The 26420-nt window shown below is 74.1% G+C and carries 22 protein-coding genes and 1 riboswitch; of the genes, 16 read left to right on the plus strand and 6 right to left on the minus strand.

Annotation, left to right across the window (positions count from 1 at the left end):
* Positions 1–86: 86 nt before the first annotated feature.
* From ptlH to AB0I16_RS02810, 9 genes are all read left to right on the plus strand, one after another.
* Entirely contained in the window at positions 87–938 is an 852-nt protein-coding gene (gene ptlH, locus AB0I16_RS02770) for a 1-deoxypentalenic acid 11-beta-hydroxylase (RefSeq protein WP_363247486.1), read from the plus strand.
* Between the two features lie 57 nt (positions 939–995).
* On the plus strand, positions 996–2450 hold the full coding sequence (locus AB0I16_RS02775) for an MFS transporter (protein WP_363247487.1): 1455 nt from the start codon (positions 996–998) through the stop codon (positions 2448–2450).
* A 100-nt stretch (positions 2451–2550) separates the two neighbouring features.
* Entirely contained in the window at positions 2551–3378 is an 828-nt protein-coding gene (gene ptlF, locus AB0I16_RS02780; RefSeq protein WP_363247488.1) for a 1-deoxy-11-beta-hydroxypentalenate dehydrogenase, read from the plus strand.
* Between the two features lie 32 nt (positions 3379–3410).
* The gene (ptlE, locus tag AB0I16_RS02785; RefSeq protein ID WP_363247570.1) at positions 3411–5180 is read left to right on the plus strand and encodes a neopentalenolactone/pentalenolactone D synthase; all 1770 of its coding nucleotides are present in this window, start codon (positions 3411–3413) and stop codon (positions 5178–5180) included.
* Positions 5181–5215: 35 nt separating this feature from the next.
* The gene (gene ptlD, locus AB0I16_RS02790; protein WP_363247490.1) at positions 5216–6115 is read left to right on the plus strand and encodes a neopentalenolactone/pentalenolactone F synthase; all 900 of its coding nucleotides are present in this window, start codon (positions 5216–5218) and stop codon (positions 6113–6115) included.
* Positions 6112–7125, plus strand: coding sequence for a polyprenyl synthetase family protein (locus AB0I16_RS02795; protein WP_363247491.1), 1014 nt, complete (start codon positions 6112–6114; stop codon positions 7123–7125). Before ptlD ends, AB0I16_RS02795 begins: the two co-directional genes overlap by 4 nt.
* 127 nt (positions 7126–7252) lie before the next feature.
* A complete protein-coding gene (ptlA, locus tag AB0I16_RS02800) occupies positions 7253–8263 on the plus strand; it encodes a pentalenene synthase (RefSeq protein WP_363247493.1) in 1011 nt (336 codons plus the stop codon).
* A 49-nt stretch (positions 8264–8312) separates the two neighbouring features.
* Positions 8313–9692: a pentalenene oxygenase gene (ptlI, locus tag AB0I16_RS02805; protein WP_363247494.1), complete on the plus strand. Its 1380-nt coding sequence runs from the start codon at positions 8313–8315 to the stop codon at positions 9690–9692.
* A gap of 130 nt (positions 9693–9822) precedes the next feature.
* Positions 9823–11091 carry an amidohydrolase gene (locus tag AB0I16_RS02810; protein ID WP_363247495.1) on the plus strand — a complete coding sequence of 423 codons (1269 nt, stop codon included), beginning with the start codon at positions 9823–9825 and terminating at the stop codon, positions 11089–11091.
* An 18-nt stretch (positions 11092–11109) separates the two neighbouring features.
* Here AB0I16_RS02810 and cobN read toward each other — a convergent pair whose 3' ends face one another.
* On the minus strand, positions 11110–14715 hold the full coding sequence (cobN, locus tag AB0I16_RS02815) for a cobaltochelatase subunit CobN (RefSeq protein WP_363247496.1): 3606 nt from the start codon (positions 14713–14715) through the stop codon (positions 11110–11112).
* Between the two features lie 56 nt (positions 14716–14771).
* Positions 14772–14844: riboswitch (cobalamin riboswitch) on the minus strand.
* A 149-nt stretch (positions 14845–14993) separates the two neighbouring features.
* Between cobN and AB0I16_RS02820 the strand changes: the two genes are divergently transcribed.
* The 3 genes from AB0I16_RS02820 to AB0I16_RS02830 all read left to right on the plus strand — a co-directional run bounded on the left by AB0I16_RS02820 (position 14994) and on the right by AB0I16_RS02830 (position 18525).
* A complete protein-coding gene (locus tag AB0I16_RS02820; protein WP_363247571.1) occupies positions 14994–16295 on the plus strand; it encodes a cobalamin biosynthesis protein CobG in 1302 nt (433 codons plus the stop codon).
* An 11-nt stretch (positions 16296–16306) separates the two neighbouring features.
* Positions 16307–16933: a precorrin-8X methylmutase gene (locus tag AB0I16_RS02825; protein ID WP_363247572.1), complete on the plus strand. Its 627-nt coding sequence runs from the start codon at positions 16307–16309 to the stop codon at positions 16931–16933.
* Positions 16934–17001: 68 nt separating this feature from the next.
* Entirely contained in the window at positions 17002–18525 is a 1524-nt protein-coding gene (locus AB0I16_RS02830) for a precorrin-2 C(20)-methyltransferase (RefSeq protein ID WP_363247573.1), read from the plus strand.
* A 48-nt stretch (positions 18526–18573) separates the two neighbouring features.
* On the opposite strand, the gene AB0I16_RS02835 is transcribed toward AB0I16_RS02830, so the two are convergent.
* Positions 18574–19326, minus strand: a complete 753-nt coding sequence (locus AB0I16_RS02835) for a cobalt-precorrin-6A reductase (RefSeq protein ID WP_363247497.1) — start codon at positions 19324–19326, stop codon at positions 18574–18576.
* A 17-nt stretch (positions 19327–19343) separates the two neighbouring features.
* Between AB0I16_RS02835 and AB0I16_RS02840 the strand changes: the two genes are divergently transcribed.
* Positions 19344–20474 (plus strand): cobalt-precorrin-5B (C(1))-methyltransferase, encoded by a 1131-nt coding sequence (locus AB0I16_RS02840; RefSeq protein ID WP_363247498.1) that lies wholly within the window; start codon positions 19344–19346, stop codon positions 20472–20474.
* Positions 20475–20538: 64 nt separating this feature from the next.
* Here AB0I16_RS02840 and cobM read toward each other — a convergent pair whose 3' ends face one another.
* The gene (gene cobM / locus AB0I16_RS02845; RefSeq protein ID WP_363247499.1) at positions 20539–21288 is read right to left on the minus strand and encodes a precorrin-4 C(11)-methyltransferase; all 750 of its coding nucleotides are present in this window, start codon (positions 21286–21288) and stop codon (positions 20539–20541) included.
* Positions 21285–22562 (minus strand): precorrin-6y C5,15-methyltransferase (decarboxylating) subunit CbiE, encoded by a 1278-nt coding sequence (gene cbiE, locus AB0I16_RS02850; protein ID WP_363247500.1) that lies wholly within the window; start codon positions 22560–22562, stop codon positions 21285–21287. The genes cobM and cbiE overlap by 4 nt, the downstream gene beginning before the upstream one ends.
* 457 nt (positions 22563–23019) lie before the next feature.
* On the opposite strand from cbiE, the gene AB0I16_RS02855 reads away from it, so the two are divergent.
* A complete protein-coding gene (locus AB0I16_RS02855; RefSeq protein ID WP_062770801.1) occupies positions 23020–23412 on the plus strand; it encodes a cell division protein SepF in 393 nt (130 codons plus the stop codon).
* Between the two features lie 315 nt (positions 23413–23727).
* On the opposite strand, the gene AB0I16_RS02860 is transcribed toward AB0I16_RS02855, so the two are convergent.
* Both AB0I16_RS02860 and AB0I16_RS02865 read right to left on the minus strand, forming a co-directional pair.
* On the minus strand, positions 23728–24144 hold the full coding sequence (locus AB0I16_RS02860) for a VOC family protein (protein WP_363247501.1): 417 nt from the start codon (positions 24142–24144) through the stop codon (positions 23728–23730).
* Between the two features lie 10 nt (positions 24145–24154).
* A complete protein-coding gene (locus AB0I16_RS02865) occupies positions 24155–24574 on the minus strand; it encodes a helix-turn-helix transcriptional regulator (RefSeq protein WP_363247502.1) in 420 nt (139 codons plus the stop codon).
* A 276-nt stretch (positions 24575–24850) separates the two neighbouring features.
* Between AB0I16_RS02865 and AB0I16_RS02870 the strand changes: the two genes are divergently transcribed.
* Both AB0I16_RS02870 and AB0I16_RS02875 read left to right on the plus strand, forming a co-directional pair.
* The gene (locus AB0I16_RS02870) at positions 24851–26023 is read left to right on the plus strand and encodes an ATP-binding protein (protein ID WP_363247503.1); all 1173 of its coding nucleotides are present in this window, start codon (positions 24851–24853) and stop codon (positions 26021–26023) included.
* Positions 26020–26376 carry a nucleotide pyrophosphohydrolase gene (locus tag AB0I16_RS02875; RefSeq protein ID WP_363247504.1) on the plus strand — a complete coding sequence of 119 codons (357 nt, stop codon included), beginning with the start codon at positions 26020–26022 and terminating at the stop codon, positions 26374–26376. Before AB0I16_RS02870 ends, AB0I16_RS02875 begins: the two co-directional genes overlap by 4 nt.
* Positions 26377–26420 lie beyond the last annotated feature (44 nt).

Consider the following 26420-nt stretch of genomic DNA (forward strand, 5'->3'; position numbering starts at 1 on the left):
AGCCCGGCCGCCGCCCCGCCCCCGAGCAGGAACCTCCGCATCGAACCCCTCCTTCCCCCCGCGCGGACACCACGAGGACAAGGATCATGACGGACACTTTCAGCGACTACGCCGACTGCACGCCCCTCATCGACGACCGCGAGGCCCTCGACCGGTTCTACGACGAGCACGGCTACCTCTACCTGCGCGGCGTCCTCGACCGCGACCTCGTGCGGACCGCCGCCGAGCAGATGGTCGAGGGCCTGACCGCGCTCGGCCACGCCGCCCCCGGCACCACGCCGGAGACCCTCACCATCGACTCCTTCGAGGCGGTCGACGAGGTGGCGATGCACGACTACGTCAAGTACGACGACCTGTGGAACCACCCCTCCACCCACGAGGTCTGGGAGAAGGTCTTCGGCGAGCCCGTCTTCGTCTTCAAGTCGACGACGATCCGCTACTACCCCTCCGCCGCGGGGTCCGAGGAGCCGGACTTCCTGACGCCGCTGCACCAGGACGGCTTCTACATAGGCCCCAACAAGGACTTCCGCACCGCCTGGATACCCCTGCTCCCGACGGCTCATGACATCGGCGGTGTCGCCCTCGCCGACCGCAGCCACAAGAAGGGCCCGCGCGAGCACGTCGTCACCGAGAACTTCCGCCGCTTCGGCCACCCCGTACGCGGCATCCCCGCCGACGAGTTCGGCGCGGACGAGCAGCTGCTGCTCTCGCCCATGGAACCGGGCGACGTGCTGCTCTTCCACGCCTTCATGTGCCACAAGTCCGTCCCGAACGTCTCCGTGGACCCGGCGGGCATGCGGATGTCGATGGACACCCGCGTCCAGCCCGCCGCCTCGCACCGCGGCTTCAACTCCCTGACGCCCTGGCCGGAGTCCGCGAAGGACGCCACCAAGGGAATCCTGTCGAAGATCACCGGTACGCCCACCACCGTCGAATGACCTCCCCGCCCCGTACCGGCCCCCACCGTCCCCCACACACGCCCTGGTAGGCAGCGCATGACGAAACGCGAGGGTCTTCCCTCTCTGCAGGGACCCAACGCGGCACCAGAGCCCCCGGCCGGCCCGCGGCCGGCCGCCGCGGGGCTCAGCGGCATCGCCCTCGTGGTGGTGCTCACCGGCTACGCCCTGTCCATCGTGGACGCCTCCATCGTCAACGTGGCGCTGAACTCCATCAGTGACGACCTCCACGGCGGACCCGCCGCGCTGGAACTCGTGGTGTCCGGCTACGGCCTCACCTACGCCCTCGGCCTCGTGCTCGGCGGCCGGCTCGGCGACGCCTTCGGCCGGCAGCGCCTGTACGCCTACGGGCTCGCGGCGTTCACCCTCACCTCGGCGCTGTGCGGGCTCGCCCCGACCATCGAGTTCCTCGTCGCGGGCCGGCTGCTCCAGGGTGCCGCGGCCGCCATGCTCGTACCGCAGGTGCTGGCGACGATCCAGGCGGCCACCGAGGGCCAGGCGCGCGCCCGCGCGATCGGCATGTACGGCGCGACCGCGGCCCTCGGCATGGTCATCGGGCAGATCCTCGGCGGACTCCTCGTCTCGCTGGACATCGGCGGGATCGGCTGGCGGGCGGTCTTCGCGATCAACGTGCCGATCGGCGTGGCCGCGCTGCTCGCCGTCCGGCGCGTCCCCGCGACGAAGGCCGAGGCGAAGCCGTCCTTCGACCCCAAGGGCACCGCCCTGTTCGGCCTCACCATGGTCTGCGTCCTCGCCCTCGTCGTGGCGGGTCCCGAACTGGGGTGGCCGCCGTGGCTGTGGTCGCTGCTCGTGGTCGCCGCGGCGGGGGCGCTGGCCCTGGCGCGGGTGGAGCGCGGTCTTGAGGAGCGCGGCGGCTCACCGCTGCTGTCCCCGTCGGTCCTCTCCCACCAGGGGATGCGCCGAGGGCTCGCGGCGATGGTGCCGTTCTCGGCGGGCTTCGGCGCCTTCCTGTTCGTCTACGCGCTGGTCGCGCAGGGGCACTTCGGCCTCGACGGACTCGAATCCGGCGGCGGGCTCGCGCCGTTCGCCGTGGCGTTCTTCGCGGTGACGCTGTTCACCCCGAGGATCGCGGCGGCCCTGGGCGCCCGGATCGTCACCCTGGGCGCCTTCGTCCAGGGCATGGGCCTGCTGCTGCTCGCGCTGGTGATCCGGCTCGGCTGGCCGCACCCCTCCCTGACGCTCGTCCTCGTGGGGATCGGCCTCTACGGCGTGGGCGCGGCGCTGACCGGGCCGACGCTGTTCCGGATGATCCTCGCCGACGTGCCGCCCGCGCAGGCCGGCATGGGCAGCGGCGTGCTCGTGACCAGCCAGCAGATGGCGACCGCCCTCGGCGCCACCGTCGGCGGGACCGTCTACCTCTCCCTGGCCGACTGGCAGTCCACGGTGTCGGCGGCCGTGGGCGTCCTCGCGCTCCTCGCGTGCTGCTCGGTGACCGTCCTCGTGATCAGCCTGAAGCTTCCCGACCCCAGGTGACCCCCGCGCCCCGCGAACGGCGCGATCCGATCCAGACCTTCTCATGGGCAACGGCGCGCCGCCCGTCGGCGTGCCCCTGCGCAGAAGCGGAGACAGCCACGTGCACACGCGGACACAGACGGCCGTCGTGACCGGCGCGGCCGGCGGCATCGGCCTCGCCCTCAGCGCCCGCCTCGCACACGCCGGCGCCGGCGTGGTCATGGCGGACATCGAAGGTGACGCCCTGCGCCACCGGGCCGCCGAACTCACGGCTCAGGGTGCCCGGGTCACCGCGGTGACCGCCGACCTGACCGACCCGGACGCCGTCGAACGGCTCGCGGACACCGCGTTCGACGTGCTCGGCGACATCGACGTGGTGTGCAACAACGCCGGGGTCCTCGGCCCTGTGGGCCGGCCCCTGTGGGAGGTGCCGCTGGAGCGGATGCGGGAGGTCTTCGAGGTGAACCACTGGGCGCACGTGCTGGTGGCCCGCGCCTTCGTGCCGCGGCTCCTCGCCCGCGGCCGGCCCGCCCACCTGGTCCACACCGCCTCGATGTCCGCCTTCGTCGTCGGCGCGGGCAGCGCGGCCTACGCCGCCTCCAAACACGCCGACCTCGCGGTCGCGCGCAGCCTCCGCGCCGATCTCGCGGGCACCGGCATCCGGGTGTCGGTGCTGTGCCCCGGCCGGGTCGACACCCCCATGGTCCAGGGCCTGACGGCGCCGCGCGGCGCGGGCGGCGACACCACCGTGAGCGCCGAGGCCGTCGCCGCCGTCGTGGCGGACGCCCTCGGCTCCGACCGCTTCTACCTCTTCAGCAACGCCGACGCGCCGCAGCGGCTGCGCGATCAGTTCGACGACGTATGGCGTCATGTTTCCCTTTCGCCCCCTGCCCCCGAGGAGGAGCTGTGGCCCGCGCCGAAGGCGACGACCGGAGCGAAGAAGCACTGACCGAAGAAGTACTGACCGAAGAAGCACTGACCATCGATCTGGCAGCGGTACGGGAGAAGTACCGGCGGGAACGCGACAAGCGCGGCACCGGCCGCACCTACCAGTTCGCGCGCGGCGACTTCAGCCACTACGCGCGCGACCCCTACACCGAGCGGCGGGAGCGCGAACCGCTCACCGACGAGGTGGACGTCGCCGTCGTCGGCGCCGGCATCGGCGGCCTGCTGACCGGCGCCCACCTCCGCAGGGAGACCGGCCTCGACCGCATCCGGCTGATCGACGAGGCCGGCGACGTCGGCGGCACCTGGTACTGGAACCGCTTCCCCGGCGTCCGCTGCGACGTCGAGAGCTACATCTACATGCCGCTGCTCGAAGAGACCGGCACGATACCCACCGAGAAGTACTCCACAGGGCCCGAGATCTTCGCCCACCTCCAGAAGGTCGCCCGCACCTACGACCTCTACCGCGACGCCCTCTTCCAGACCACCGTCACGGAACTGCGCTGGGACGAGGCCGCCGAGAGGTGGCTGGTGAGCACCGACCGGGGCGATCTGATCCGGGCCCGCTACGTGGCCATGTCGATCGGCCTGATGCACCGCCCCAAGCTCCCCGGGCTGCCGGGTCTCACGACGTTCGCCGGGCACTCCTTCCACACCAGCCGCTGGGACTTCGACTACACCGGCGGTGACAGCACCGGCAACCTGACCGGGCTGAGGGACAAGAGGGTCGGCGTCATCGGCACCGGCTCGACGACCATCCAGCTCGCTCCGCACCTCGCCGAGTGGGCCGAGGAACTGGTCCTCTTCCAGCGCACCCCGGCCACGGTCGACGTCCGCGGCAACCGGCCCACCCCGCCCGACTGGGCGGCCGGCCTCGAACCGGGCTGGCAGCAGCGCCGCATGGAGAACTTCCACGCGCTGACCTCCGGCGTCCCGCAGGACGAGGACCTGGTCCAGGACCGCTGGACCCAGACCACGGCCAAGCTCGCCGCCGCGATCCTGCCCACCGGCGACACCGGGGGAGACCCCCGGGAGCGGGCGCTCGCCGCCGAGCGGGCGGACTTCCTCAAGATGGAGGAGCTGCGCGCCCGCATCGACGCCGTCGTCACCGACCCCGCGACCGCCGCCGCCCTCAAGCCCTACTACCGCGTGTACTGCAAGCGGCCCTGCTTCCACGACGGTTACCTCCAGACCTTCAACCGGCCCAACGTCACCCTGGTCGACACCCAGGGGCAGGGCGTGGAACGGCTCACCCCCGCCGGGGTCGTCGCGAACGGCCGCGAGTACCCGGTCGACTGCCTGATCTTCGCCACCGGGTACGAGCACGAGTTCGCCGTCCCGTACACCGACCGCGCCGGCTACGACATCGTCGGCCGCGACGGCCTCAGGCTGTCGCAGAAGTGGGCGGACGGGGCACGCACCCTGCACGGCCTCCAGGTCAACGGCTTCCCCAACTGCTTCATCCTGTCCAAGGTCCAGGCGGGCCGGCACGTCAACATCGCCTACATGCTGGGCGAGCAGACCCGGCACCTCGCGCACATCGTCAAGTGCGTCGAGGAGCGCGGCCACCGGGTCGTCGAAGCCTCCGAGGCCGGCGAGAAGGAATGGGTCGAGGAGATCCTCCGCCTCGCCAGCAACGACCTCGACTTCCTGGAGAACTGCACACCCGGCCTCTACAACAACGAGGGCGACCCGGGCGGACTGCCCCTGCTCAACTCCAGCTACGGCGGCGGTTCCGTGGAGTTCGTGAACATCCTCAGGCGCTGGCGTGCGGCGGGCGACCTCGCCGGGCTCGACCTGCGCTGACCACCCCACCCCCTCTGCGAAAGGCGGCAAGGACCATGGACGTCACGCCGATACCCGGCGCCCCTCTCGGCGCCGTCGTGGACGGCGCCCCCGTCAGGGGCGGCATGGACGAGGCACAGGCCGAGGAGATCTGGGCGGCGCTCGACGCGCACCTCGTCCTCGTCTTCCGCGGCCACGAACCCCCGGGCCACGAGGAGTTCCTGGCCTTCGGCCGCCGCTTCGGGCACATCCCGAAGACCGGCCTGACCAGCGGCGCCCACCCCGACCACAACGAGATCCTGATCGTCTCCAACCTGGTGGAGGACGGCCGCAAGATCGGCGTCGGCGACGCCGGGTGGATGGGCTGGCACACCGACTACTCCTTCCGCCCCCGCGTCTCCCAGGTCGGCTTCCTCGAAGCCCTTGAGGTACCGGCCTCCGGCGGCGGCGAGACCCTCTTCACCGACATGTACGCCCTGTACGAGTCGCTGTCCGCCGAAGAGCGCCGGCGCCTGCACTCCCACCGGGTCCGCCACGCCCTGCGCACCGGCTACGAGGAGACCATCGAGGAGGAGCTCCAGGGCGAGGTGTCCCTCGGCGAGAACACCCGGCAGATCAAGGCCGAGGACGGCACCTCCACCGTCCACCCGCTGATCGCCCGCAATCCGCGCACCGGCCGCAAGTCGGTCTACGTCAGCACCCTGAACACCGAGCGGATCGTGGACCTCGCCCCCGACGCCAGCCGCGAACTGCTCGCCGGGCTCCTCGCGCACGCGGGCACACCCCAGTACACCTACGCCCACACCTGGCGGCCGGGGGACATCGTCATGTGGGACCAGCTCGGCACCGTCCACGCCAAGCGGGCCTTCGACCCCGCCGAACGGCGCGTCATGCGCCAGGTCGTCAGCATCTTCGACGACCCGACCGCCCCCTGGCGAGCCGAGGCCGCCGCATGAGCACCGCTCCCGCCTCCCTCGGCCACAGCCGCGTCACGATCACTCCGGCCCTGCGTGCCGCCGTCGACCGCCTCGACCACCGCTCGCGCCACCAGGCGGCCTACCACTTCGGGTGGATCACCGCGGGCGGCGCGCCCACCAGCGCCGACGCGGGCAAGGCCGTACGCCCGGCGCTCGCCCTGCTCTCCGCCGAGGCGGTCGGCGCACCGCCCGAGGTCGCCCTGCCCGGCGCCGTCGCCGTGGAGCTCGTACACAACTTCTCCCTCGTCCACGACGACCTGATGGACGGTGACGAGGAGCGCCGCCACCGGCGCACGGTGTGGAAGCTGTGGGGCCCCTCCAGCGCCATCCTGACCGGTGACGCGCTGCTCGCCCTCGCCCAGGAGGTGCTGCTCGACACCGGGCTGCCGACGGCGGCGCCCGCCGCCCGGCTCCTCGCGCGCACCACCCGGCACCTGATCCGCGGCCAGGTCCAGGACCTCTCCTTCGAACAGCGCGGGCACGTCACCGTCGACGAGTGCCTCGACATGGCCGCGGGCAAGACCGGCGCGCTGCTGTCGGCGAGCGCGGCGATCGGCGCCGTCCTCGCCGGGGCGCCCGAGGCGACGGTGGACGCGCTCGCGCTCTACGGCGACCACGTCGGCATCGCCTTCCAGCTCGTCGACGACGTGCTCGGCATCTGGGGCGACCCCGCGGTCACCGGCAAGTCGGCCCACTCCGATCTGCGCTCCCGCAAGAAGACCCTGCCGGTGAGCCACGCCCTGAACCAGGACGGCCCGCTCAGCGCCGAGCTGGCCGCCTGGCTCACCGCCCGCGGCGAACCCGACGAGGAGGAGCTGCGCCGGGCGGCGGGGCTGGTCGAGGGCGCGGGCGGCCGGGACTGGGCGCTGGCCGAGGCCGCCCGGCGGATGGCACTGGCGGAGGCCGCGCTGCGCGGCGCCGAACTGGACGACGGCGCGCGGGACGAACTCCTCGCGCTCGGCCGGTTCGTCGTCGACCGCGAGGTCTGAGGCAGGACCGGCCCCCGGCACCCGCATGGCCCCGCGCGCCCCGCCCCCCCCGCCACGTGTCCCGCATCGCCCATCCCCCGCTCGGGCGCCAGCGCGCGCCCTGTTCCACTGCCCAGGGAGTCTCCCCATGCCCCAGGACGTCGACTTCTCCATCCCCCTGCCCGCCCGCCGCAGCCCCGACCACGCGAGAGCCGAGGCCGTACACATCGAGTGGCCCCGCTCCTTCGGCCTCATCACCACCGAGGCCGCCGCCGAACGCCACCGCAAGGGCGGCTACGCCGACCTCGCCTCCCGCTTCTACCCCTCCACCACCGGCGCCGACCTCGACCTCGGCGTCGACCTGATGTCGTGGTTCTTCCTCTTCGACGACCTCTTCGACGGTCCGCGCGGCGAGGACCCCGAGCGGGCCAGGCAGCTCACCGACGCCGTCGCCGCCGCACTCGACGGACCGCTGCCCGCCTCCGCGCCCCTGATCGCGCACGGCTTCGCCGACGTCTGGCGCCGCACCTGCCGGGGGATGTCGAAGGAGTGGTGCGCCCGCAGCGCCCGGCACTGGCGCCACTACCTCCAGGGCTACGTCGACGAGGCGCACGGCCGCCTCGACGAGACGCCCTGCGGTTCCGCCCGGGAGTACCTCGCCCTGCGCCGCCACACGATAGGCGTGCAGCCCACCGTCGACCTCGCCGAGGCCACCGGGCACTTCGAGGTGCCGCACCGGGTCTTCGACGGCGCCGTCATGTCGGCGATGCTGCGGATCGCCGTCGACGTCAACCTGATGCTCAACGACATCGCCTCCCTGGAGAAGGAGAAGGCGCGCGGAGAGCTGAACAACATGGTGCTCATCCTGATGCGCGAGCACGGCTGGTCCAGCGCCCGCAGCATCGCGCACATGCAGGACGAGGTCCGCGTACGCCTGGAGGAGTTCCTGCTGCTCGAAAGCATCCTGCCCAAGGTCTGCGACGCCTTCTCCCTCACCGCGGACGAGCGCGAGGCCGTCGAACGCTACCGCCTGGACGCGGTGCGCCCCGTCATCCGCGGCTCGTACGACTGGCACCGCTCGTCGGGGCGCTACGACGCGGAGTTCGCGCTGGCCGCCGGCCGCCAGGGGTTCCTCGAAGAGCTCGGCAGCACCCGCTGACGCACCCGACCACCCCGCACCGAACCCCGAGGGAAGCCGAGGAGACCCCATGGTCCAGCGAACCGCCCAGACCGCGCAGACCGAGCAGCAGACCTTCGTCGCGGGCACGGCGCCCGGAGCCGCGCCCCTCGTCGGGCACGCCTGGCAGATGATGCGCCGCCCGCTGCAATTCATGTCGTCGCTGTCCCGCCACGGCGATCTGGTGAAGATACGCCTCGGCCCCACCGAGGCCCACGTACCGACCCACCCCGCCCTGCTCCGCCAGGTCCTGACCAGCGACAACGAGTACGACAAGGGCGGCATCTTCTACGACCGGGCCCGGGACATCGCGGGCAACGGCCTGGTCACCTGCCCCTACGCCGACCACCGGCGCCAGCGCAGGCTCATGCAGTCGGCCTTCACCCGCCCCCAGCTCAAGCGGTACGCCTCCGCGATGCACGCCGAGATCGAGACCACCGCCGAACGCTGGAGCGACGGCGCGGTGGTCGACGCCTTCCCCGAGATGTACGGCATGGCCCTGCGCACCGTGGGCCGCACGCTGTACTCGACGCCGGTCAGCAAGGAGCTGGCCGACAGCGTGGAGCGCGCCTTCGACGCCGTGCTGAAGGGGCTGTTCCGGCAGATGTTCCTGCCCGCGGCGGTGCGCAGGATGCCCAGCCCCGGCAACCGGCGCTACCGCGCCAACCTCGACTACCTGCACCGCACCACCCAGACGCTGATCGACGACTACCGCCGCGACGGCGCCGACCACGACGACCTGCTCTCCGCCCTCCTCGACTCGCGGGACGAGGACGGCGGCAGGCTCGGCGACAAGGAGATCCACGACCAGGTCATCACGGTGATGGCGGCCGGCACGGAGACCGTCGCCGCCACCCTCACCTGGATCTTCTATCTGCTGTCCAGATACCCGCGGATCGAGCGGGCGCTGTACGCGGAGATCGACGAGGTCCTCGCGGGCAGGGCCCCGGAGTTCGACGACATCCCCCGGCTCGGGCTCACCGACCGCGTCATCACCGAGACCCTGCGGCTCTACCCGCCGGCCTGGCTCTTCACCCGGCTGACCGCCGCCGACCTCGACGTGGCGGGCCTGCGGCTGCCCGCGGGCAGCACGGTGGTGTTCAGCCCGGCGGCCGTGGCGCTCGACGCCGATTCCTTCCCCGGGGCGCGGCGGTTCGACCCCGACCGCTGGCTGCCCGACCGGGTGACACCGCAGGCCCGGCAGTCCTTCATGGCCTTCGGCACCGGGGCCCGCAAGTGCATCGGCGACCTCTACGCCCGCACCGAGGCCACCCTCGCGCTCGCCACCATCCTCAGCAAGTGGCGGGTCACCTGCGAACCGGGCGTCGACGTGCGCCCCGTCCCGCTGGCCACCGTCTACCAGCCGCGCCGCCTGCGGCTGCGGCTGACGGCCCGTACGCCCGGGGCGTAGGGGAGCGGGGCGGCGGTGCGGGTACCCGTCCCGCCGCCCCGCAGGCCGCCGCGCCGAGTGGTGTGGACACCCGGGGCCGGTTCGTCCGTACAGTGACCGGCACCGCAGCGAGACGACCGAGGAGCACGCCATGTCCGACGACCCCGCCCGCGAGCGCACCCCCGCGACCGCCGCCCTCGCCGGCCTCGGCGCCCTCACGGGAGACCTCGCCGACCTCTACCGAGATCTGCACGCCCACCCCGAGCTGTCCTTCGAGGAGCACCGCACCGCCGCCGAGGCCGCCCGGCGCGCCGCCTCGTACGGGTACGAGGTCACCACCGGCGTGGGCCGTACCGGTGTCGTGGCCGTGCTGGAGAACGGCGAGGGCCCGGCCGTGCTGCTCCGCGCCGACATGGACGCGCTCCCGGTGACCGAGGGCACCGGACTGCCGTACGCCTCCCGCACCGAGGGCGTCATGCACGCCTGCGGGCACGACATGCACGTCACCTGTCTGCTCGGCGCGCTGAAGCTGCTCGCGGACTCCCGCGCGGACTGGTCGGGGCGGATCGTCGCCGTGTTCCAGCCCGCCGAGGAGGCGGGGCAGGGGGCTCAGGCGGTGCTCGCCGACCGGTTCCACGAGCGGTTCGGGACGCCCGACGTCGTCCTCGGCCAGCACGTCGCCCCGCTGCCCGCCGGCATGGTGGGCGCCCACGCGGGCCCCGCCTTCGCGGCGACCGACGCCCTGCGGGTGCGGATGTTCGGCAAGGGCGGCCACGGCTCACGCCCGGAGGCGACCGTCGACCCGGTGGTGATGGCCGCGTCCACCGTGATGCGGCTCCAGACGGTGGTGTCCCGCGAGGTCGCGGGCGGCGAGACCGCCGTCGTCACCGTCGGCGCGCTGCGGGCGGGCACCCAGCACAACGTCATCCCCGACGAGGCCGAACTCCAGCTCAACATCCGCACCTACACCCCCGAGGTCCGTACCCGCGTCCTCGCCGCCGTCGAGCGGATCATCAAGGGCGAGGCGGCCACCGCCGGCGCGGAGCGGGAGCCCGAGATCACGGAGATCGACACGTTCCCCGTCGTCGTCAACGACGCGCACGCCGTCGGCAGGACGATGGCGGCGGTCGGCGCGGTCATCGGCGCGGAGCGGATCATGGACCCCGGCCAGGTGACCGGCAGCGAGGACGTCGGCCACTTCGCCACCTCGGCGGAGCCCGGGATCCCGCTCTGCTACTGGCTGTTGGGCGGCGCCGACCCCGCGAAGGTGATCGCCGCGCGGCGGGCGGGCACCTTCGAGCGGGACATCCCCTCCAACCACTCGCCGTTCTTCGCCCCGCTGGTCGAACCGACGGTCACCACCGGCGTCACGGCCCTGACGACGGCCGCCCTCGCCTGGCTGGACGGCCCCCGTCAGTGACCCCCAGGGAGGCCGGGCTCAGCCCTCGTCCTCCAGGTTCCCCTCGGTCTCCAGGTAGGCCTGCCGCAGCGCTTCGAGCACCGCCGGGTCCGGCTTGGCCCACATGCCGCGCGACTCCGCCTCCAGGAGGCGTTCGGCGATGCCGTGCAGCGCCCAGGGGTTGGCCTCCTGGAGGAACTGCCGGTTGGTGGGGTCGAGGACGTACGTCTCGGTGAGCTTGTCGTACATCCAGTCGGCCACGACACCGGTGGTGGCGTCGTAGCCGAACAGGTAGTCGACCGTCGCGGCGAGCTCGAAGGCGCCCTTGTAGCCGTGGCGGCGCATCGCCTCGATCCACTTCGGGTTGACGACGCGGGCGCGGAACACCCGCGAGGTCTCCTCCACCAGCGTGCGCGTGCGGACCGTCTCGGGGCGCGTGGAGTCCCCGATGTACGCCTCGGGGGCCGTGCCCCGCAGCGCGCGCACGGTCGCGACCATGCCGCCGTGGTACTGGAAGTAGTCGTCCGAGTCGGCGATGTCGTGCTCGCGCGTGTCCGTGTTCTTCGCGGCCACCGCGATGCGCTTGTACGCGGTCTCCATCTCGGCGCGCGCCGGGCGCCCTTCGAGCCCGCGGCCGTAGGCGTAGCCGCCCCACACCGTGTACACCTCGGCGAGGTCCGCGTCCGTGCGCCAGTCGCGGGAGTCGATGAGCTGGAGCAGCCCCGCGCCGTACGTGCCGGGGCGCGAGCCGAAGATGCGGGTGGTGGCCCGGCGCTCGTCCCCGTGCTCGGCCAGGTCGGCCTGGGCGTGGGCGCGCACGTAGTTGTGCTCGGCGGGCTCCTCCAGGGAGGCCGCGAGGCGCACCGCGTCGTCGAGCAGGCCGATCGTGTGCGGGAACGCGTCGCGGAAGAAGCCCGAGATGCGCAGCGTCACGTCGATGCGGGGCCGGCCCAGTTCCTCGTACGGGATGGCCTCCAGGCCGGTGACGCGGCGTGAGGCGTCGTCCCAGACGGGGCGGACGCCGAGCAGCGCCATGGCCTCGGCGACGTCGTCACCCGCCGTGCGCATGGCACTCGTACCCCACAGGGACAGGCCCACGGAGGTGGGGTAGTCGCCGTTGTCCGTGCGGTAGCGCTCCAGGAGCGAGTCGGCGAGGGCCTCGCCCGTCTCCCAGGCGAGCCGGGAGGGGACGGCCTTGGGGTCGACGGAGTAGAAGTTGCGGCCGGTCGGCAGGACGTTGACCAGGCCGCGCAGCGGGGAGCCCGAGGGGCCGGCGGGGACGAAGCCGCCGTTCAGGGCGTGTACGGCGTGGTCGAGTTCGGCGGTGGTGCCCGCGAGGCGCGGCACGACCTCGCGCGCCGCGAACTCCAGGATGGCCCTGACCTGCTCGCTCTGGTCGGCGGGGACGGCGGAGAGGTCCCAGTCGGCGTCGTCCATCGCCTGGACGAGCGCGCGGGCCTTCTCCTCCGCCTCGTCCGCGCTCACGCGCGTCGCCGCCGACTCGTCGAGGCCCAGCGCCTCGCGCAGACCCGGCAGGGCCGATGTGCCGCCCCAGATCTGGCGGGCGCGCAGGATCGCGAGGACGAGGTTGACGCGGGCGGGGCCTGCCGGGGCGGTGCCGAGGACGTGCAGGCCGTCGCGGATCTGCATGTCCTTGATCTCGCAGAGCCAGCCGTCGACGTGCAGCAGGAAGTCGTCGAAGCCGTCGTCGTCCGGGCGGTCCTCCAGACCCAGGTCGTGGTCGAGCTTCGCGGCCTGGATGAGCGTCCAGATCTGCGCGCGGATCGCGGGCAGCTTCGCCGGGTCCATGGAGCTGATCTGCGCGTACTCGTCGAGGAGCTGCTCCAGGCGCGCGATGTCGCCGTAGGAGTCGGCGCGGTCCATCGGCGGCACCAGGTGGTCGATGAGCGTGGCGTGCACGCGCCGCTTGGCCTGGGTGCCCTCGCCCGGGTCGTTGACCAGGAAGGGGTAGACGAGGGGGAGGTCGCCGAGCGCGGCGTCGGGGCCGCAGGCCGCGGAGAGGCCCGCGTTCTTGCCCGGCAGCCACTCCAGGTTGCCGTGCTTGCCGAGGTGGACCATCGCGTCGGCGCCGAATCCGCCGTCGTCGGCGGACGCGGCGATCCAGCGGTAGGCGGCCAGGTAGTGGTGCGAGGGCGGCAGATCCGGGTCGTGGTAGATCGCGATCGGGTTCTCGCCGAAGCCGCGCGGCGGCTGGATGAGGATCAGCAGGTTCCCGCGGCGCAGCGCGGCGAGCACGATGTCGCCCTCGGGGTCGCCGCCGTCGCCCACGCGGGAGCGGTCCAGGAACATCTCGCCGGGCGGCGGCCCCCAGTGCTCCTCGACGGAGTCCCGCAGCTCCTGCGGCAGCGTCGCGTACCAGCGCTTGTAGGCGGCGGCGGGGATGCGGACGGGGTTCGCGGCGAGCTGCTCCTCGGTGAGCCAGTCCTGGTCGTGGCCGCCCGCGTCGATGAGCGCCCGGATCAGCTCGTCGCCGTCGCCGGAGACGAGGCCCGGGATCTCCTCCGCGGGCCCGAAGTCGTAGCCCTCGGCGATGAGCCTGCGGAGCAGCGCGACGGCGGACGCGGGCGTGTCGAGGCCCACCGCGTTGCCGATGCGGGAGTGCTTGGTCGGGTACGCGGAGAGGACCAGCGCGAGGCGCTTGGCGGCGGCCGGGATGTGCCTCAGGCGGGCGTGCCGCACGGCGATCCCGGCGACGCGGGCCGCCCGCTCGGCGTCGGCGACGTAGGCGGGAAGCCCGTCCTCGTCGATCTCCTTGAACGAGAACGGCACCGTGATGAGGCGGCCGTCGAACTCCGGCACCGCGATCTGGCTGGCGGCGTCGAGCGGCGAGACGCCCTCGTCGTTCTCCTCCCACGCGGATCGCGACCCGGTCAGGCAGAGCGCCTGGAGGATCGGCACGTCGAGCCCGGTCAGCGCGCCCGCGTCCCACGACTCGTCGTCACCGCCCGCCGATGCCTGGGCGGGCTTGGTGCCGCCCGCAGCGAGGACCGTCGTCACGATGGCGTCCGCCGCGCGCAGCTCCTCGATCAGCTCCGGCTCGGGGGCGCGCAGCGAGGCCACGTACAGCGGCAGGGGGCGGGCCCCGGCGTCCTCGATCGCGCCGCACAGGGAGTCCACGAACGCGGTGTTGCCGCTCATGTGGTGGGCGCGGTAGTAGAGCACCGCCACGGTCGGGCCCTCGACGTCGCGGGCGGCGCGCTCCAGGGGGCCCCAGGACGGCGCGGGCGCGGGCGGCTCGAAGCCGTGGCCGGTGAGCAGCACCGTGTCGGAGAGGAAGCGGGCGAGCTGCTCCAGGTTGGCGGGGCCGCCGTGCGCCAGGTAGGCGTGCGCCTCGGCGGCGATGCCGACGGGCACGGTGGAGGAGGCCATGAGCTGGGCGTCGGGCGCCTGCTCACCGGTGAGCACGACCACCGGCAGACCGCTGGCGGTGAGCTGGTCGAGGCCGTCCTGCCAGGCGCGGACGCCGCCGAGGAGGCGTACGACGACGAGGTCGGCGCCGTCGAGCAGGGCGGGCAGCTCGGCGAGGTCGAGACGGGAGGGGTTGGCGAACCGGTAGTCGACGGGACCCCCCGCCGCGCGGGCGCTGAGCAGGTCGGTGTCGGAGGTCGACAGCAGCAGAAGCATGCGTGCGCAGGCCTTCCTCGGGGTGTCCGCGCCCCGGGTGGTCGTATGGACGGCAGGAGTTCCTGGCTCGCCCCACCTGGATGGGGCTCACAGTGGCGGGACCGCGCCGGAATCGCACCGGGCTTCCTCCCTCGGGCCCCTGTCGGGCCCACGCCGTCGCTGGCGTCGGCGGACCTGGCGGGCCGCCGACTGCATAGTAAGTCCTGCCCGCGCCGGAGCGGGCGGCCACCTGCCCCGGCGGTCCCCTCGGGGAGGCGACCGAGCCCGGGCGCGTGGGTATGCTCGCCGCCATGCCGCCCACCCGAGCAACCTCCACGAACAAGGGCGAATCCCTCATACGTGACCGGGGCGACGCCTGCCCCGGAGCCCTGCGCCTGCACCTCGCCGACGACGGCGCGCTGGCCCGACTCCGGCTGCCCGCAGGGGTGTTGACGGAGCGTCAGGCAACGGTCCTGGCCGACGCGGCGGAGCGGCTCGCCGACGGGAACCTCAGCGTCACCTCGCGCGGCAACGTCGAGCTGCGCGGCCTCCCCGACGACTGCGGCTCCACCCTCGCCGCGCTGCTCACGGACGCCGGACTGCTGCCCTCCGCACGCCATGAACGCGTACGGAACATCGTGGCGTCCCCGCTCGCCGGAGTCGACGGAATCGGCCGCGCCGACGTGCAGTTGTGGGCCCGTGAGCTGGACGGACTCCTCTGCGCCCGGGAGTGGACGACCGCGCTGTCCGGCCGCTTCCTGTTCGCCCTCGACGACGGCCGCGGGGACATGGCCGGGCTCGGCGGCGATGTGACCTTGATCGCAGAATCGGACGGGGCGGCGGTGGTGCGCGTCGGGGCCGCCGCCCTGCGCGTGGCCGCGTCGGACGCCCCGCGAGCCGCCCTCGCCGCGGCCGGGGCGTTCCTCGCGGCGGCCAGGGAGGCGGACAACGGGGCCTGGCGGGTGCGGGAGCTGCCCGCAGGCCACCGCGCCGACCTGGCCGCGGCGCTGGAGCGGGCCGGCGTCGAGGCCGCGCCCGCCGAGCCGTGGACCGCGCCCCGCGCCGCCCCGCACACCCCCGGCGTCACCGGCCGCGCGGTCGCCGTCGGCGCCCCGCTCGGCCGCGTCACCGCCGCCCAGTGGCGGGCCCTCCTCCCGCTGCCCGCCGACGAGCTGCGGGTCACCCCGTGGCGCGGCTTCGTGCTCCCCGGCTTCGCCGACGCGGGCACGGCGCGGGACCGCCTCGCCGCGCTGGACGCGGCCGGGTACCTCACCGACCCCGCCTCGCCCTGGCTCGGCGTCGGCGCCTGCACGGGACGGCCCGGCTGCGCCAAGTCCCTCGCCGACGTCCGCGCGGACGCCGTGCCCGGCCCCGGCGGCCTGCCCGTGCACTGGTCCGGCTGCGAGCGGCGCTGCGGGCACCCGCGCGGCGACTGGGTCGACGTCCTCGCCACCGGCGACGGGCGGTACGAGGTGACGGTGCGCGGCCCCGGCGGCCACGGGACGCCCGTGCCGGGCGCCACCCTCGCCGAGGCGGTCACCACGGCACGTACGACACAGGCACGTACGACATCGGCAACCACACCTACGGCCACGAAATGAGCGAGAGCACAGTGTTCGACTACGAGAAGGACGGCGCGGCGATCTACCGCGAGTCCTTTGCCACCATCCGCGCGGAGGCGGACCTCGCGGGGCTGCCCGCCGACGTCAGCCAGGTCGCGGTGCGGATGATCCACGCCTGCGGCATGGTCGACCTCGTCCGCGACCTCGCCTTCAGCCCCCGCGTGATCGCCGACGCCCGCAAGGCGCTGCGCGACGGCGCCCCGATCCTCTGCGACGCGAACATGGTCGCGAGCGGCGTCACGCGCAAGCGGCTGCCCGCCGACAACGAGGTGATCTGCACCCTCGCCGACCCGGCGGTGCCCGACCTCGCCGCTCAGCTCAGCACCACCCGCAGCGCCGCCGCCCTGGAACTCTGGCGCGACCGCCTCGAAGGCTCCGTCGTCGCCATCGGCAACGCGCCCACCGCCCTCTTCCGCCTCCTGGAGATGATCGAGGCGGGCGCGCCACGACCGGCCGCCGTGCTCGGCATACCGGTCGGCTTCGTCGGCGCCGCCGAGTCCAAGGACGCGCTCGCCGAGCACGCGTCGGGGCTCGAATACCTGGTCGTACGGGGACGTCGCGGCGGCAGCGCGATGGCCGCGGCGGCGATCAACGCGATTGCGAGCGAGGCGGAGTGAACACCGAGACCACTCAGGGGACCACCGCTCAGGGGACCACCGCTCGGGGGGCCACCGCTCAGGGGGCCATCGGCATCGCGCGGGGGAAGCTGTACGGGGTCGGGCTCGGCCCCGGCGACCCGTCCCTGATGACCGTACGGGCCGTCGAGGTCATCGCCGCGGCCGACGTCGTCGCGTACCACTCCGCGCGGCACGGCCGCTCCATCGCCCGCTCCATCGCGGCGAAGCACCTGCGGGACGACCACATCGAGGAGCCGCTGGTCTACCCCGTCACCACGGAGACCACCGACCACCCCGGCGGCTACCGCGGCGCCCTCGACGAGTTCTACGAGGAGGCGGCGGCCCGCCTCGCCGCGCACCTGGACGCCGGGCGCACGGTCGCCGTCCTCGCCGAGGGCGACCCGCTCTTCTACGGCTCCTACCAGCACATGCACAAGCGCCTGGCCCACCGCTACGACACCGAGGTCATCCCCGGCGTCACCTCGGTCAGCGCGGCGGCGGCCCGGCTCGGCGAACCCCTCGTGGAGGCCGAGGAGGTCCTCACGGTCCTGCCCGGCACCCTCCCCGAGGAGGAACTGGCCGCGCGCCTCGCGGCGACGGACTCGGCGGTCGTCATGAAGCTCGGCCGCACCTTCGGCAAGGTGCGCGGCGCCCTGGAGCGCGCGGGCCGCCTGGACGAGGCCCGCTACGTGGAGCGCGCCACCATGGAGGGCGAACGCACGGGGCGCCTCGCCGAGGTGGACCCCGAGTCGGTGCCGTACTTCTCCGTGGCCGTGCTCCCGAGCCGCGTGGCCCCGCTGACGGGCGGCCCCGCGCCGGAGCCGGCCCCCGGGACCCGCGGCGAGGTCGTCGTGGTCGGCACGGGCCCCGCGGGCCCGCTCTGGCTGACCCCCGAGACGCGCGGCGCGCTCGCCGCCGCCGACGACCTGGTCGGCTACACCACGTACGTGGACCGCGTACCGCACCGCCCCGGCCAGCGGCGCCACGGCTCCGACAACCGCGTGGAGTCCGAGCGCGCCGAGTTCGCCCTCGACCTCGCACGGCGCGGGCGGCGCGTCGCCGTCGTCTCGGGCGGCGACCCGGGCGTCTTCGCCATGGCCACGGCGGTCCTTGAGGCCGCCTCGCAGGACGAGTACGCGGACCTGCCGGTACGGGTGCTGCCGGGCGTCACCGCCGCCAACGCCGCCGCCGCCCGCGCGGGCGCCCCCCTCGGCCACGACTACGCCACCATCTCGCTCTCCGACCGCCTCAAGCCCTGGGAGGTCATCGCCTCGCGCCTGGCCTCGGCCGCCGCCGCCGACCTCGTCCTCGCGCTCTACAACCCCGGCTCCCGCAGCCGGACCTGGCAGGTCGGCAAGGCACGGGAGCTGCTGCTCGAACACCGGGCACCGGACACGCCGGTCGTCCTCGGACGGGACATCGGCGGCCCCGAGGAGAGCGTGCGGGTGGTGCGGCTCGGCGACCTCGACCCGGCCGAGGTCGACATGCGGACGCTGCTCATCGTGGGGTCGTCCCAGACGCGGTGGGTCCGGCGGGCCGGGGGCGATCAGATCGTCTGGACACCGCGGCGGTACCCGGAGACCGGGGTCTGACTGCCGCTGCGGGTGCCTTGTGGCTCGTCGCGCGGTTGCCCGCGCCCCTCAGGGGGCGCGGTCGGCGCGCAGCCAGGCTGCCGCCTCCTCGGGGGTGGAGGCCACCGGTACGCCCTCGGGCACCGGCGGGCGCTCCACGACCACCACGGGAATCCCCGCCTCGCGCGCGGCGGCCAGCTTCGGGGCGGTCGCCGCGCCGCCGCTGTCCTTCGTCACGACGACGTCGATCCGGTGGCGGCGCAGCAGCTCGCGCTCCCCGTCGAGCGTGAACGGGCCCCGCTCCAGGAGCACGTCCATGCGGGCGGGGAAGGGCGGCTCGGGCGCGTCCACGGACCGTACGAGGAACCAGAGCCGGTCGAGGGCCGCACCCCCGGTGAACGCGGCGAGCCCCATCCGTCCCGTGGTCAGGAAGACCCGCTCGCCCAGCGCGGGCAGCACGCGTGCCGCATGCTCCAGGGAGCCGACCGGGTGCCAGTCGTCGCCCGGGGACGCCACCCAGCCGGGCCTGCGCAGGGCGAGCAGGGGAACATGGGCCGAGGCGGCGGCCGCCGCCGCGTTGAACGAGATCGTCCCCGCGAAAGGATGGGTGGCGTCGATGAGCGCGTCCACGCGGTGCTCGCGCAGCCATGCCGCGAGCCCCCCGGCCCCGCCGAAGCCGCCGACGCGGACCTCGCCGGGCGGCAGCCGCGGCGACGCGACGCGCCCCGCGAGGGAGCTGGTCACCCGCGTCCCCGCCGCTCCCACCAGCAGTCCGGCGAGACGGCGCCCCTCAGTCGTTCCCCCAAGGATCAATACGTGCACGGAGTCCGGTTTCCTTCATGAGTGAGGCAGAGGGCGGTCGCAGCGCCCAACTCAAGCACACCGGTCTGCGGTCCGGCTGGACGACCGGCGCCTGCGCGACGGCGGCCACCACGGCCGCGTACACGGCGCTCCTGACCGGTGACTTCCCCGACCCGGTGACCATCACGCTGCCCAAGGGCCAGACGCCCGCCTTCGCGCTGGCCGCGGAGGAGCGCGGCGACGCGTACGCCATGGCGGGCATCGTCAAGGACGCGGGCGACGACCCCGACGTCACGCACGGGGCGCTGGTGCGGTCGACGGTACGGAGGCTGCCGCCCGGCTCGGGCGTGGTGTTCAGGGCGGGCCCCGGCGTCGGCACGGTCACCCGCCCCGGGCTGCCCCTCGACGTGGGCGAACCGGCGATCAACCCGGTGCCGCGGCAGCTGATGCGGGACCACGTGGCGCTGGTGGCGCGGAGCGTGGGCGCGGACCCGGACGCGGTGCCGGACGTGGAGATCACCGTCTCCGTCGACCACGGCGAGGAGATCGCCCGCTCCACGTGGAACCCCCGGCTCGGCATCCTCGGCGGCCTGTCGATCCTCGGCACGACCGGCGTCGTCGTGCCCTACTCCTGCTCGGCGTGGATCGACTCCATCCGGCGGGGCGTCGACGTGGCGCGGGCGGCCGGGCGCACGCACGTGGCGGGCTGCACCGGTTCGACGTCGGAGAAGACCGTCGTACGGGAGCACGGCCTCCCCGAGGACGCGCTCCTGGACATGGGCGACTTCGCGGGCGCGGTCCTGAAGTACGTGCGCCGCCACCCCGTCGACCGCCTCACCATCTGCGGCGGCTTCGCCAAACTCTCCAAACTGGCGGCGGGCCACCTGGACCTCCACTCGGCCCGCTCCCAGGTGGACAAGGGCTTCCTCGCCGAACTCGCGGTGCGCGGCGGGGCGTCGGAGCCCCTGGCCGCGCAGGTGGCGGCGGCCAACACGGGCCTGGAGGCGCTGCGCCTCTGCGAGGCGGCGGGCGTCCCCCTGGGCGACCTGGTGGCCGCCACGGCGCGGGACGAGGCCCTCGCGGTACTGCGGGGCGCCCCGGTCGCGGTGGACGTCATCTGCATCGACAGGGCGGGCGACGTGGTGGGCCGAAGCAGTCCGGCTCAGTGAAAGCGCCCCTCCAGGGGCGCGGGGAACCGCGCGACCGGCCACCCCGCACCTGCGGCCGAAGAGGTCAGCAGACGTGCCGCTCCCGCTCCGCCGAGTACAGATGGCTGTCACGGAACTGCGAGGCGCCCAGCGTGCGGCCCACCATGATCACGGCCGTGCGGACGATCCCCGCCGCCTTCACCTGGCCCGCGATGTCCCCGAGGGACCCCCGCAGGATCACCTCGTCGGGCCGGCTGGCGAGCGCGACCACCGCCGCCGGGCACTCGGCGCCGTAGTGGGGGAGCAGTTCCTCGACGACACGGTCCACGTAGCCCGCGGCGAGGTGCAGCACCAACAGCGCGCCACTGCGGCCCAGCGTGGCCAGGTCCTCGCCCTCGGGCATGGCCGTGGCGCGCTGGGCGACGCGCGTGAGGATCACCGTCTGCCCGACGGTCGGCACCGTCAGCTCCCGCTTGAGCGCGGCCGCCGCCGCGGCGAACGCCGGGACGCCGGGCACCACCTCGTACGGCACGCCCGCCGCGTCGAGGCGGCGCATCTGCTCGGCGACCGCGCTGAACACCGAGGGATCGCCCGAGTGCAGCCGCGCCACGTCGAGACCCGCCTCGTGCGCGCGCACCAGCTCGGCGGTGATCTGGTCCAGGTCGAGCTGCGCGGTGTCCACCAGGCGGGCGCCGTCGGGGCACTCGGCGAGGAGCTCGCGCGGCACGAGGCTGCCCGCGTACAGGCAGACCCGGCAGGCCGCGAGCGTCCGGGCGCCGCGCACCGTGATCAGGTCGGCGGCGCCGGGGCCCGCGCCGATGAAGTACACGGTCATCGTTGTTCTTCTCCAGACTCCCCGGACTCTCCGGGCTTGGTGACGGACCACTGGGTGACCGGCATGGCCTGGCGCCACCCGGTGAAGCCGCCGACGGGGACGGCCTGGGCGACGGCGAGCCGCACCAGTTCGCCCCCGTGCCGCCGGCAGCGGTCGGCGAGCAGGGCCTCCGACTCCAGCGTGACGGTGTTGGCGACGAGGCGTCCGCCGGCGGGCAGCGCCGCCCAGCAGGCGTCGAGCAGGCCGGGTGCGGTGAGGCCGCCGCCGATGAACACCGCGTCGGGGACGGGGAGTCCGGCCAGCGCCGCGGGGGCCGCGCCGGTGACGACGCGCAGCCCCGGGACGCCGAGCCGCTCGGCGTTGCGCCCGATCCGCTCGGCGCGCACGGCGTTCTTCTCGACCGTGACCGCGCGGCAGGAGGGGTGCGTCCGCATCCACTCCACCGCGATCGACCCGGCGCCGCCGCCCACGTCCCAGAGGAGTTCGCCGGGGGCGGGCGCGAGGGCAGCGAGGGTGGCGGCGCGGACGTACCGCTTGGTGAGCTGCCCGTCGCTCTCGTACGCCGCGTCGGGCAGCCCCGGCACGGCACCGAGCCGCAACGCCCCGGGGCTCCTGCGGCACTCGACCGCCAGGACGTTCAGCGGGGCGCCGGGCGGACGCGACCAGGCATCGGCGGCATCCTCGTACGACGTCTCCTGCTCGGAGCCCAGCCGTTCCAGTACGCGCAGCCTGCTCGGGCCGAAGCCGCGGTCGCGCAGCAGGGCGGCGACCTCGGCGGGCGTCCCGGCGTCCGCGCTGAGGACGAGGAGGCGCCGGCCCTCGTGCAGCGCGGCGGCCAGGCGCGCGGCCGGACGGCCGACCAGCGTGACGACCTCCGTGTCCTCGACCGGCCAGCCGAGGCGCGCGCAGGCGAGGGAGACGGAGGAGGGATGCGGCAGGACGCGCAGGGCCCCGGGGCCGAGTTCCTCGCTCAGGGCGCGGCCGATGCCGTAGAACATGGGGTCGCCGCTGGCGAGGACGGCGATCCTGCGTCCCGCGTGGGCGGCGAGCAGGGCGGGCACCGCGGGGCGCAGCGGCGAGGGCCAGGCGACGCGTTCGCCGGGGCAGTGGCCGGAGGGCAGCAGGCCGAGCTGGCGCGGGCCGCCGATCAGGACCTCGGCGCCGGACAGGGCCGCGCGCGACGCCGCGGCGAGGCCGTCCCAGCCGTCGGCCCCGATCCCGACGACGGTGACGGCCGGTATGCCTTCGGGGGAGGCGGGAGGTGCGGGGCTCAACTCGGATACCTCGGGGTTCGGGAGGGGACTGCGCGCCCCGCACTCTACTGCTGACCAGCACGCGTACCCTTATCGCACAGCACTCGCAACAAACCGTACGGGCCGTGTGCGCCCGGCGGCGCCCGGCCGGTAGGGCCACAGCGCCGTGAAATCCCCGGTGGTGCTCCGGCCTGAAGACGGCCGCCGCACGCCGGGCGGAGAGCCTGGCCGAGGAGCGCTGCCGCGCGGCCGGCGTCACGTTGCGGGTGCCGCCCCCGCGGCTCCGCACCGGCAACTGGAGTACGCGGCGCTCGTCCCGGCCGGCGGTTCCGGACGGGTGCGGGCCGCCTGACCTGGCACGGCTCGTCCGGGACGGCCCGGCGGCGGGTCGTTCGTGTCGGTGTTGGGCTGAACGGGTGACTTGGCGTAAGAATTGCCCGGTGCAGATTTCACGTGCGAGCCAGGACGGGGTGGGTCAGTGAGTAACAGTCAGCGCCACGACGTCACCGACGAACAGTGGGAAGGGCTCGCCCAGGTCGTACCTCTGCGCAGCCGCAACGAATGGCCCTCGTGGCCCGGACACCGCGCGATGCCCGAGGCGGAGACCGAGGCGCGGCGGCGCTTCGTGGTGATGCGGGTCAACGTCTTCTCCGACGCCCGCGAGGTGGCCGAGACGGTCATGGCGCAGATCCCGGTCCTCCTGGACCTGACCGGAGCCGAGACCGAAGTGGCCAAGCGCGTACTGGACTTCAGCAGCGGCGTGGTCCTCGGCCTCGGCTGCGGCATGCACCGGGTCGACAAGAACGTCTTCCTCCTCGCGCCACCCGGCACGGAGGTACAGGGACTGGTGGAAGCGGTCGCCCAGCCCTAAGAGCCTGTCTTTGAACCCTCGCCTGCGCCCCGACGCCCGGCACGCCGATCGCACGCACCGACCGCCGCTGCGCCCGCGCTCCGCGCGGACGACGGGGGTTCAAAGACAGGCTCCAAGGCGTGTGGCGGGAGTCCCGCCTGTCCGGCGACGCCTGGCACGCACACGCGCGGCGGTGTCGGGATCGCCCCGATACCACCAGTACCGGGGCGGCCCTCCGCCGTGCGGTCGCACGCACCGGACGCCGCCGGACCCGCCCTCCGGGCGGACGACGCCACTCTCGGAACAGGCCCTGGACGGGCCGTGCCCCGACGGCTGTCATCCGCGGCGCGGCTGGTTGAAGCGCAGCATGTTGCCCGCCGGGTCGCGGAAGGCGCAGTCACGGACGCCGTAGGGCTGGTCGACCGGCTCCTGGAGCACTTCGCCGCCCGCGGCCCGGACCCGTTCGAAGGTGGTGTCGACGTCGTCGGTGGAGAAGATCACACCGCGGAGCAGCCCCTTGGCGAGCAGCTCCGCCATCACCTGCCTGTCGGTGGACGAGGTGGCGGGGTCGGCGGCCGGCGGTTCGAGCACGATCTCCACACCCGGCTGCGTGGGCGAACCGACGGTCACCCACCGAAGCCCCTCGTACGACACGTCGTTGCGCACTTCGAGGCCGAGGGCGTCACGGTAGAAGGCGATCGCCTTGTCGTGGTCGTCGACGGCGATGAAACACTGCGAGAGCTTGATGTCCATGCCGTAGAAGCTACGGGCGGCCGGGGGCTTTCGCTTCTCCATTCCTGACCGGTCTCAGGAGGAACTTCGCCACGCACGCGGGGATCGGCTCACCCGGCCCGTGCGACCGGGCCCGGTAGGCGCTCGGGCTCTCGCCCACCAGTTCGGTGAAGCGCGAGCTGAACGACCCGAGCGACGTGCACCCCACCTCGAAGCAGACGTCCGTCACGCTGAGGTCGCCCCGTCGCAGCAGCGCCTTGGCGCGCTCGATGCGCCGGGTCATGAGATAGCTGTACGGGGTCTCTCCGTAGGCGGCCCTGAAGCTGCGCGAGAAGTGGCCCGGGGACATCAGGGCCACGCGAGCGAGGGCGGGGACGTCCAGCGGCTCGGCGTAGTCCCGGTCCATCACGTCGCGGGCCCGGCGCAGTTGTCTGAGGTCCTCCAGATTCACCCGCCCAGGATCGCACGGGGGTACGACAACGGGCCGCCTTAACCCCTGGCCGCCCCCACGCGCGGGATCTCGGCGGGGTAATGCCCCGATCGTAGGAAGGTCGGACAGGCGGAACGGTTCGCCGGACCGGCCCCCGCCTAGGTTCCGGACATGACGGGCTCATATGACGGTGTCCATACGGCGGGCTCACGTGGCGGGGCCCCGCCGGGTCCGCAGGGCGGACTCCCCCTGGGAGCGCCGGGCGGAGTACCCCCGGCCCCGCCCGGTGGGGGCCATGTGGCGGGCGACGGCTCTCCTTCGGCGACGGCCCCCTGGCCGCCGACGGGCAGAGACCGGCCGCACGTGGTCGAGCTGCGCCTCTCCGCCTTCGCCGGCCACCGGGGCGCGGTCCTGCCGCTCGGTCCGCTGACCTTCGTCACGGGACCCAGCGGCAGCGGCAAGTCCAGCGCCCTGCGCGCGTACGAGGCCCTCGCGCAGCTCGGCGCGGGAGCCGAACTGGCCGAGGTCTTCGACGACCCCGTGGCCTGCGTACCCGAGCGGGCCCGCGCCGACACCCAGCGGCGGCGCGGCTTCCGCATCGGCTGCTCGGTCGAAGGGCCCGCGGGCACCGTCCGCCTCGACCTCGCCGTCCAGGCCGAGCCCGAGCTGCGGGTCGTGGGCGAGCGGCTGACCCGCGGCGGCCTCGTCCTCCTGCAGACCGCGCTGCGCGATCCGGAGCGGCCGGTGGTCCAGGCGGCCTGGCACACCGCGGGCACGGCACCCGTGACGCGGGCCCCGATGCCGGACGACCGGCTCGGCACGGCGCTCGTACCGCTGCGCGTCGCCGGGTCGACCGACGGGCAGCGGCTGGTGCTCGCCGCCGCGGAACAGGTCGTGGTCGCCCTCCGCTCGGCGTTCGCCTGCGACCCGTGGCCCGGCCGGATGCGCGCCCCGGTGCCCGCGGGACTCATCGGCTCGGGCCGGCTCCTCGGCGGCTGCGACAACCTCGCGGAGGTGCTGTGGCGCACCAGGACCGAGTGCGCGGTACGGCACGCGGCGCTCGTCTCGGCGGTGCGCGACGGCTTCACGGGGCCCGTGGCCGACGTCGTCGCCGAGGAGGCGGAGGACGGGGCGGTCACCGCCCACGTGGACCGGGGAGGCGGCGTACGCACCCCGCTCGCGCGCCTCGGCGACGGCGAGCTGCGGTACCTGGCCCTGGCGCTGGTCCTGCTCACGGGCCCCGGGGTCCTCGCCGTCGACCCGGCGGCCGAGGTGCCGGCGGCCTGCCAGACCCTCACGGTCCTCGCCGACGGCCTCGACCACCGCCTGGACGTCCGCCAGTTCCGCGCGCTCGGCGAACTGGCGGCACGGACCTGCGCGCGCGGCCACATCCGCCTGGTCGGAGCGGTGCGGGACGACGCGGCCGCCGCCCGGGTCCCCGACGCCTCGGTGGTAGACCTTGAGCCGTGACAGAGGAACACGAGGGAGAGCGCGCGGCGGAGCGTGACGTCGCCGGGCTGCAGCGGAGGCTGGCCGAGTTCGCGGCGGCCCGGGACTGGGGGCGGTACCACACCCCGAAGAACCTGGCCGCCGCGCTGAGCGTGGAGGCCGCGGAACTGGTGGAGATCTTCCAGTGGTTGACGCCGGAGGAGTCGGAGCGCGTGATGGCGAGCCCGCAGTCGGCGCACCGGGTGACGGACGAGGTCGCCGACGTCCTCGCCTATCTGCTCCAGTTCTGCGAGGTCCTGGGGATCGACCCGCTGGCCGCGCTCGACGCGAAGATCGACAGGAACGAGCGGCGGTTCCCGGCGCCGGAAGCCTGAAAACTCGCGTCGCCCACCCCGACCCCCACACTTTCGTCACTCTC

The sequence above is a fragment of the Streptomyces sp. NPDC050703 genome (assembly GCF_040654435.1).
Lineage (GTDB): Bacteria > Actinomycetota > Actinomycetes > Streptomycetales > Streptomycetaceae > Streptomyces.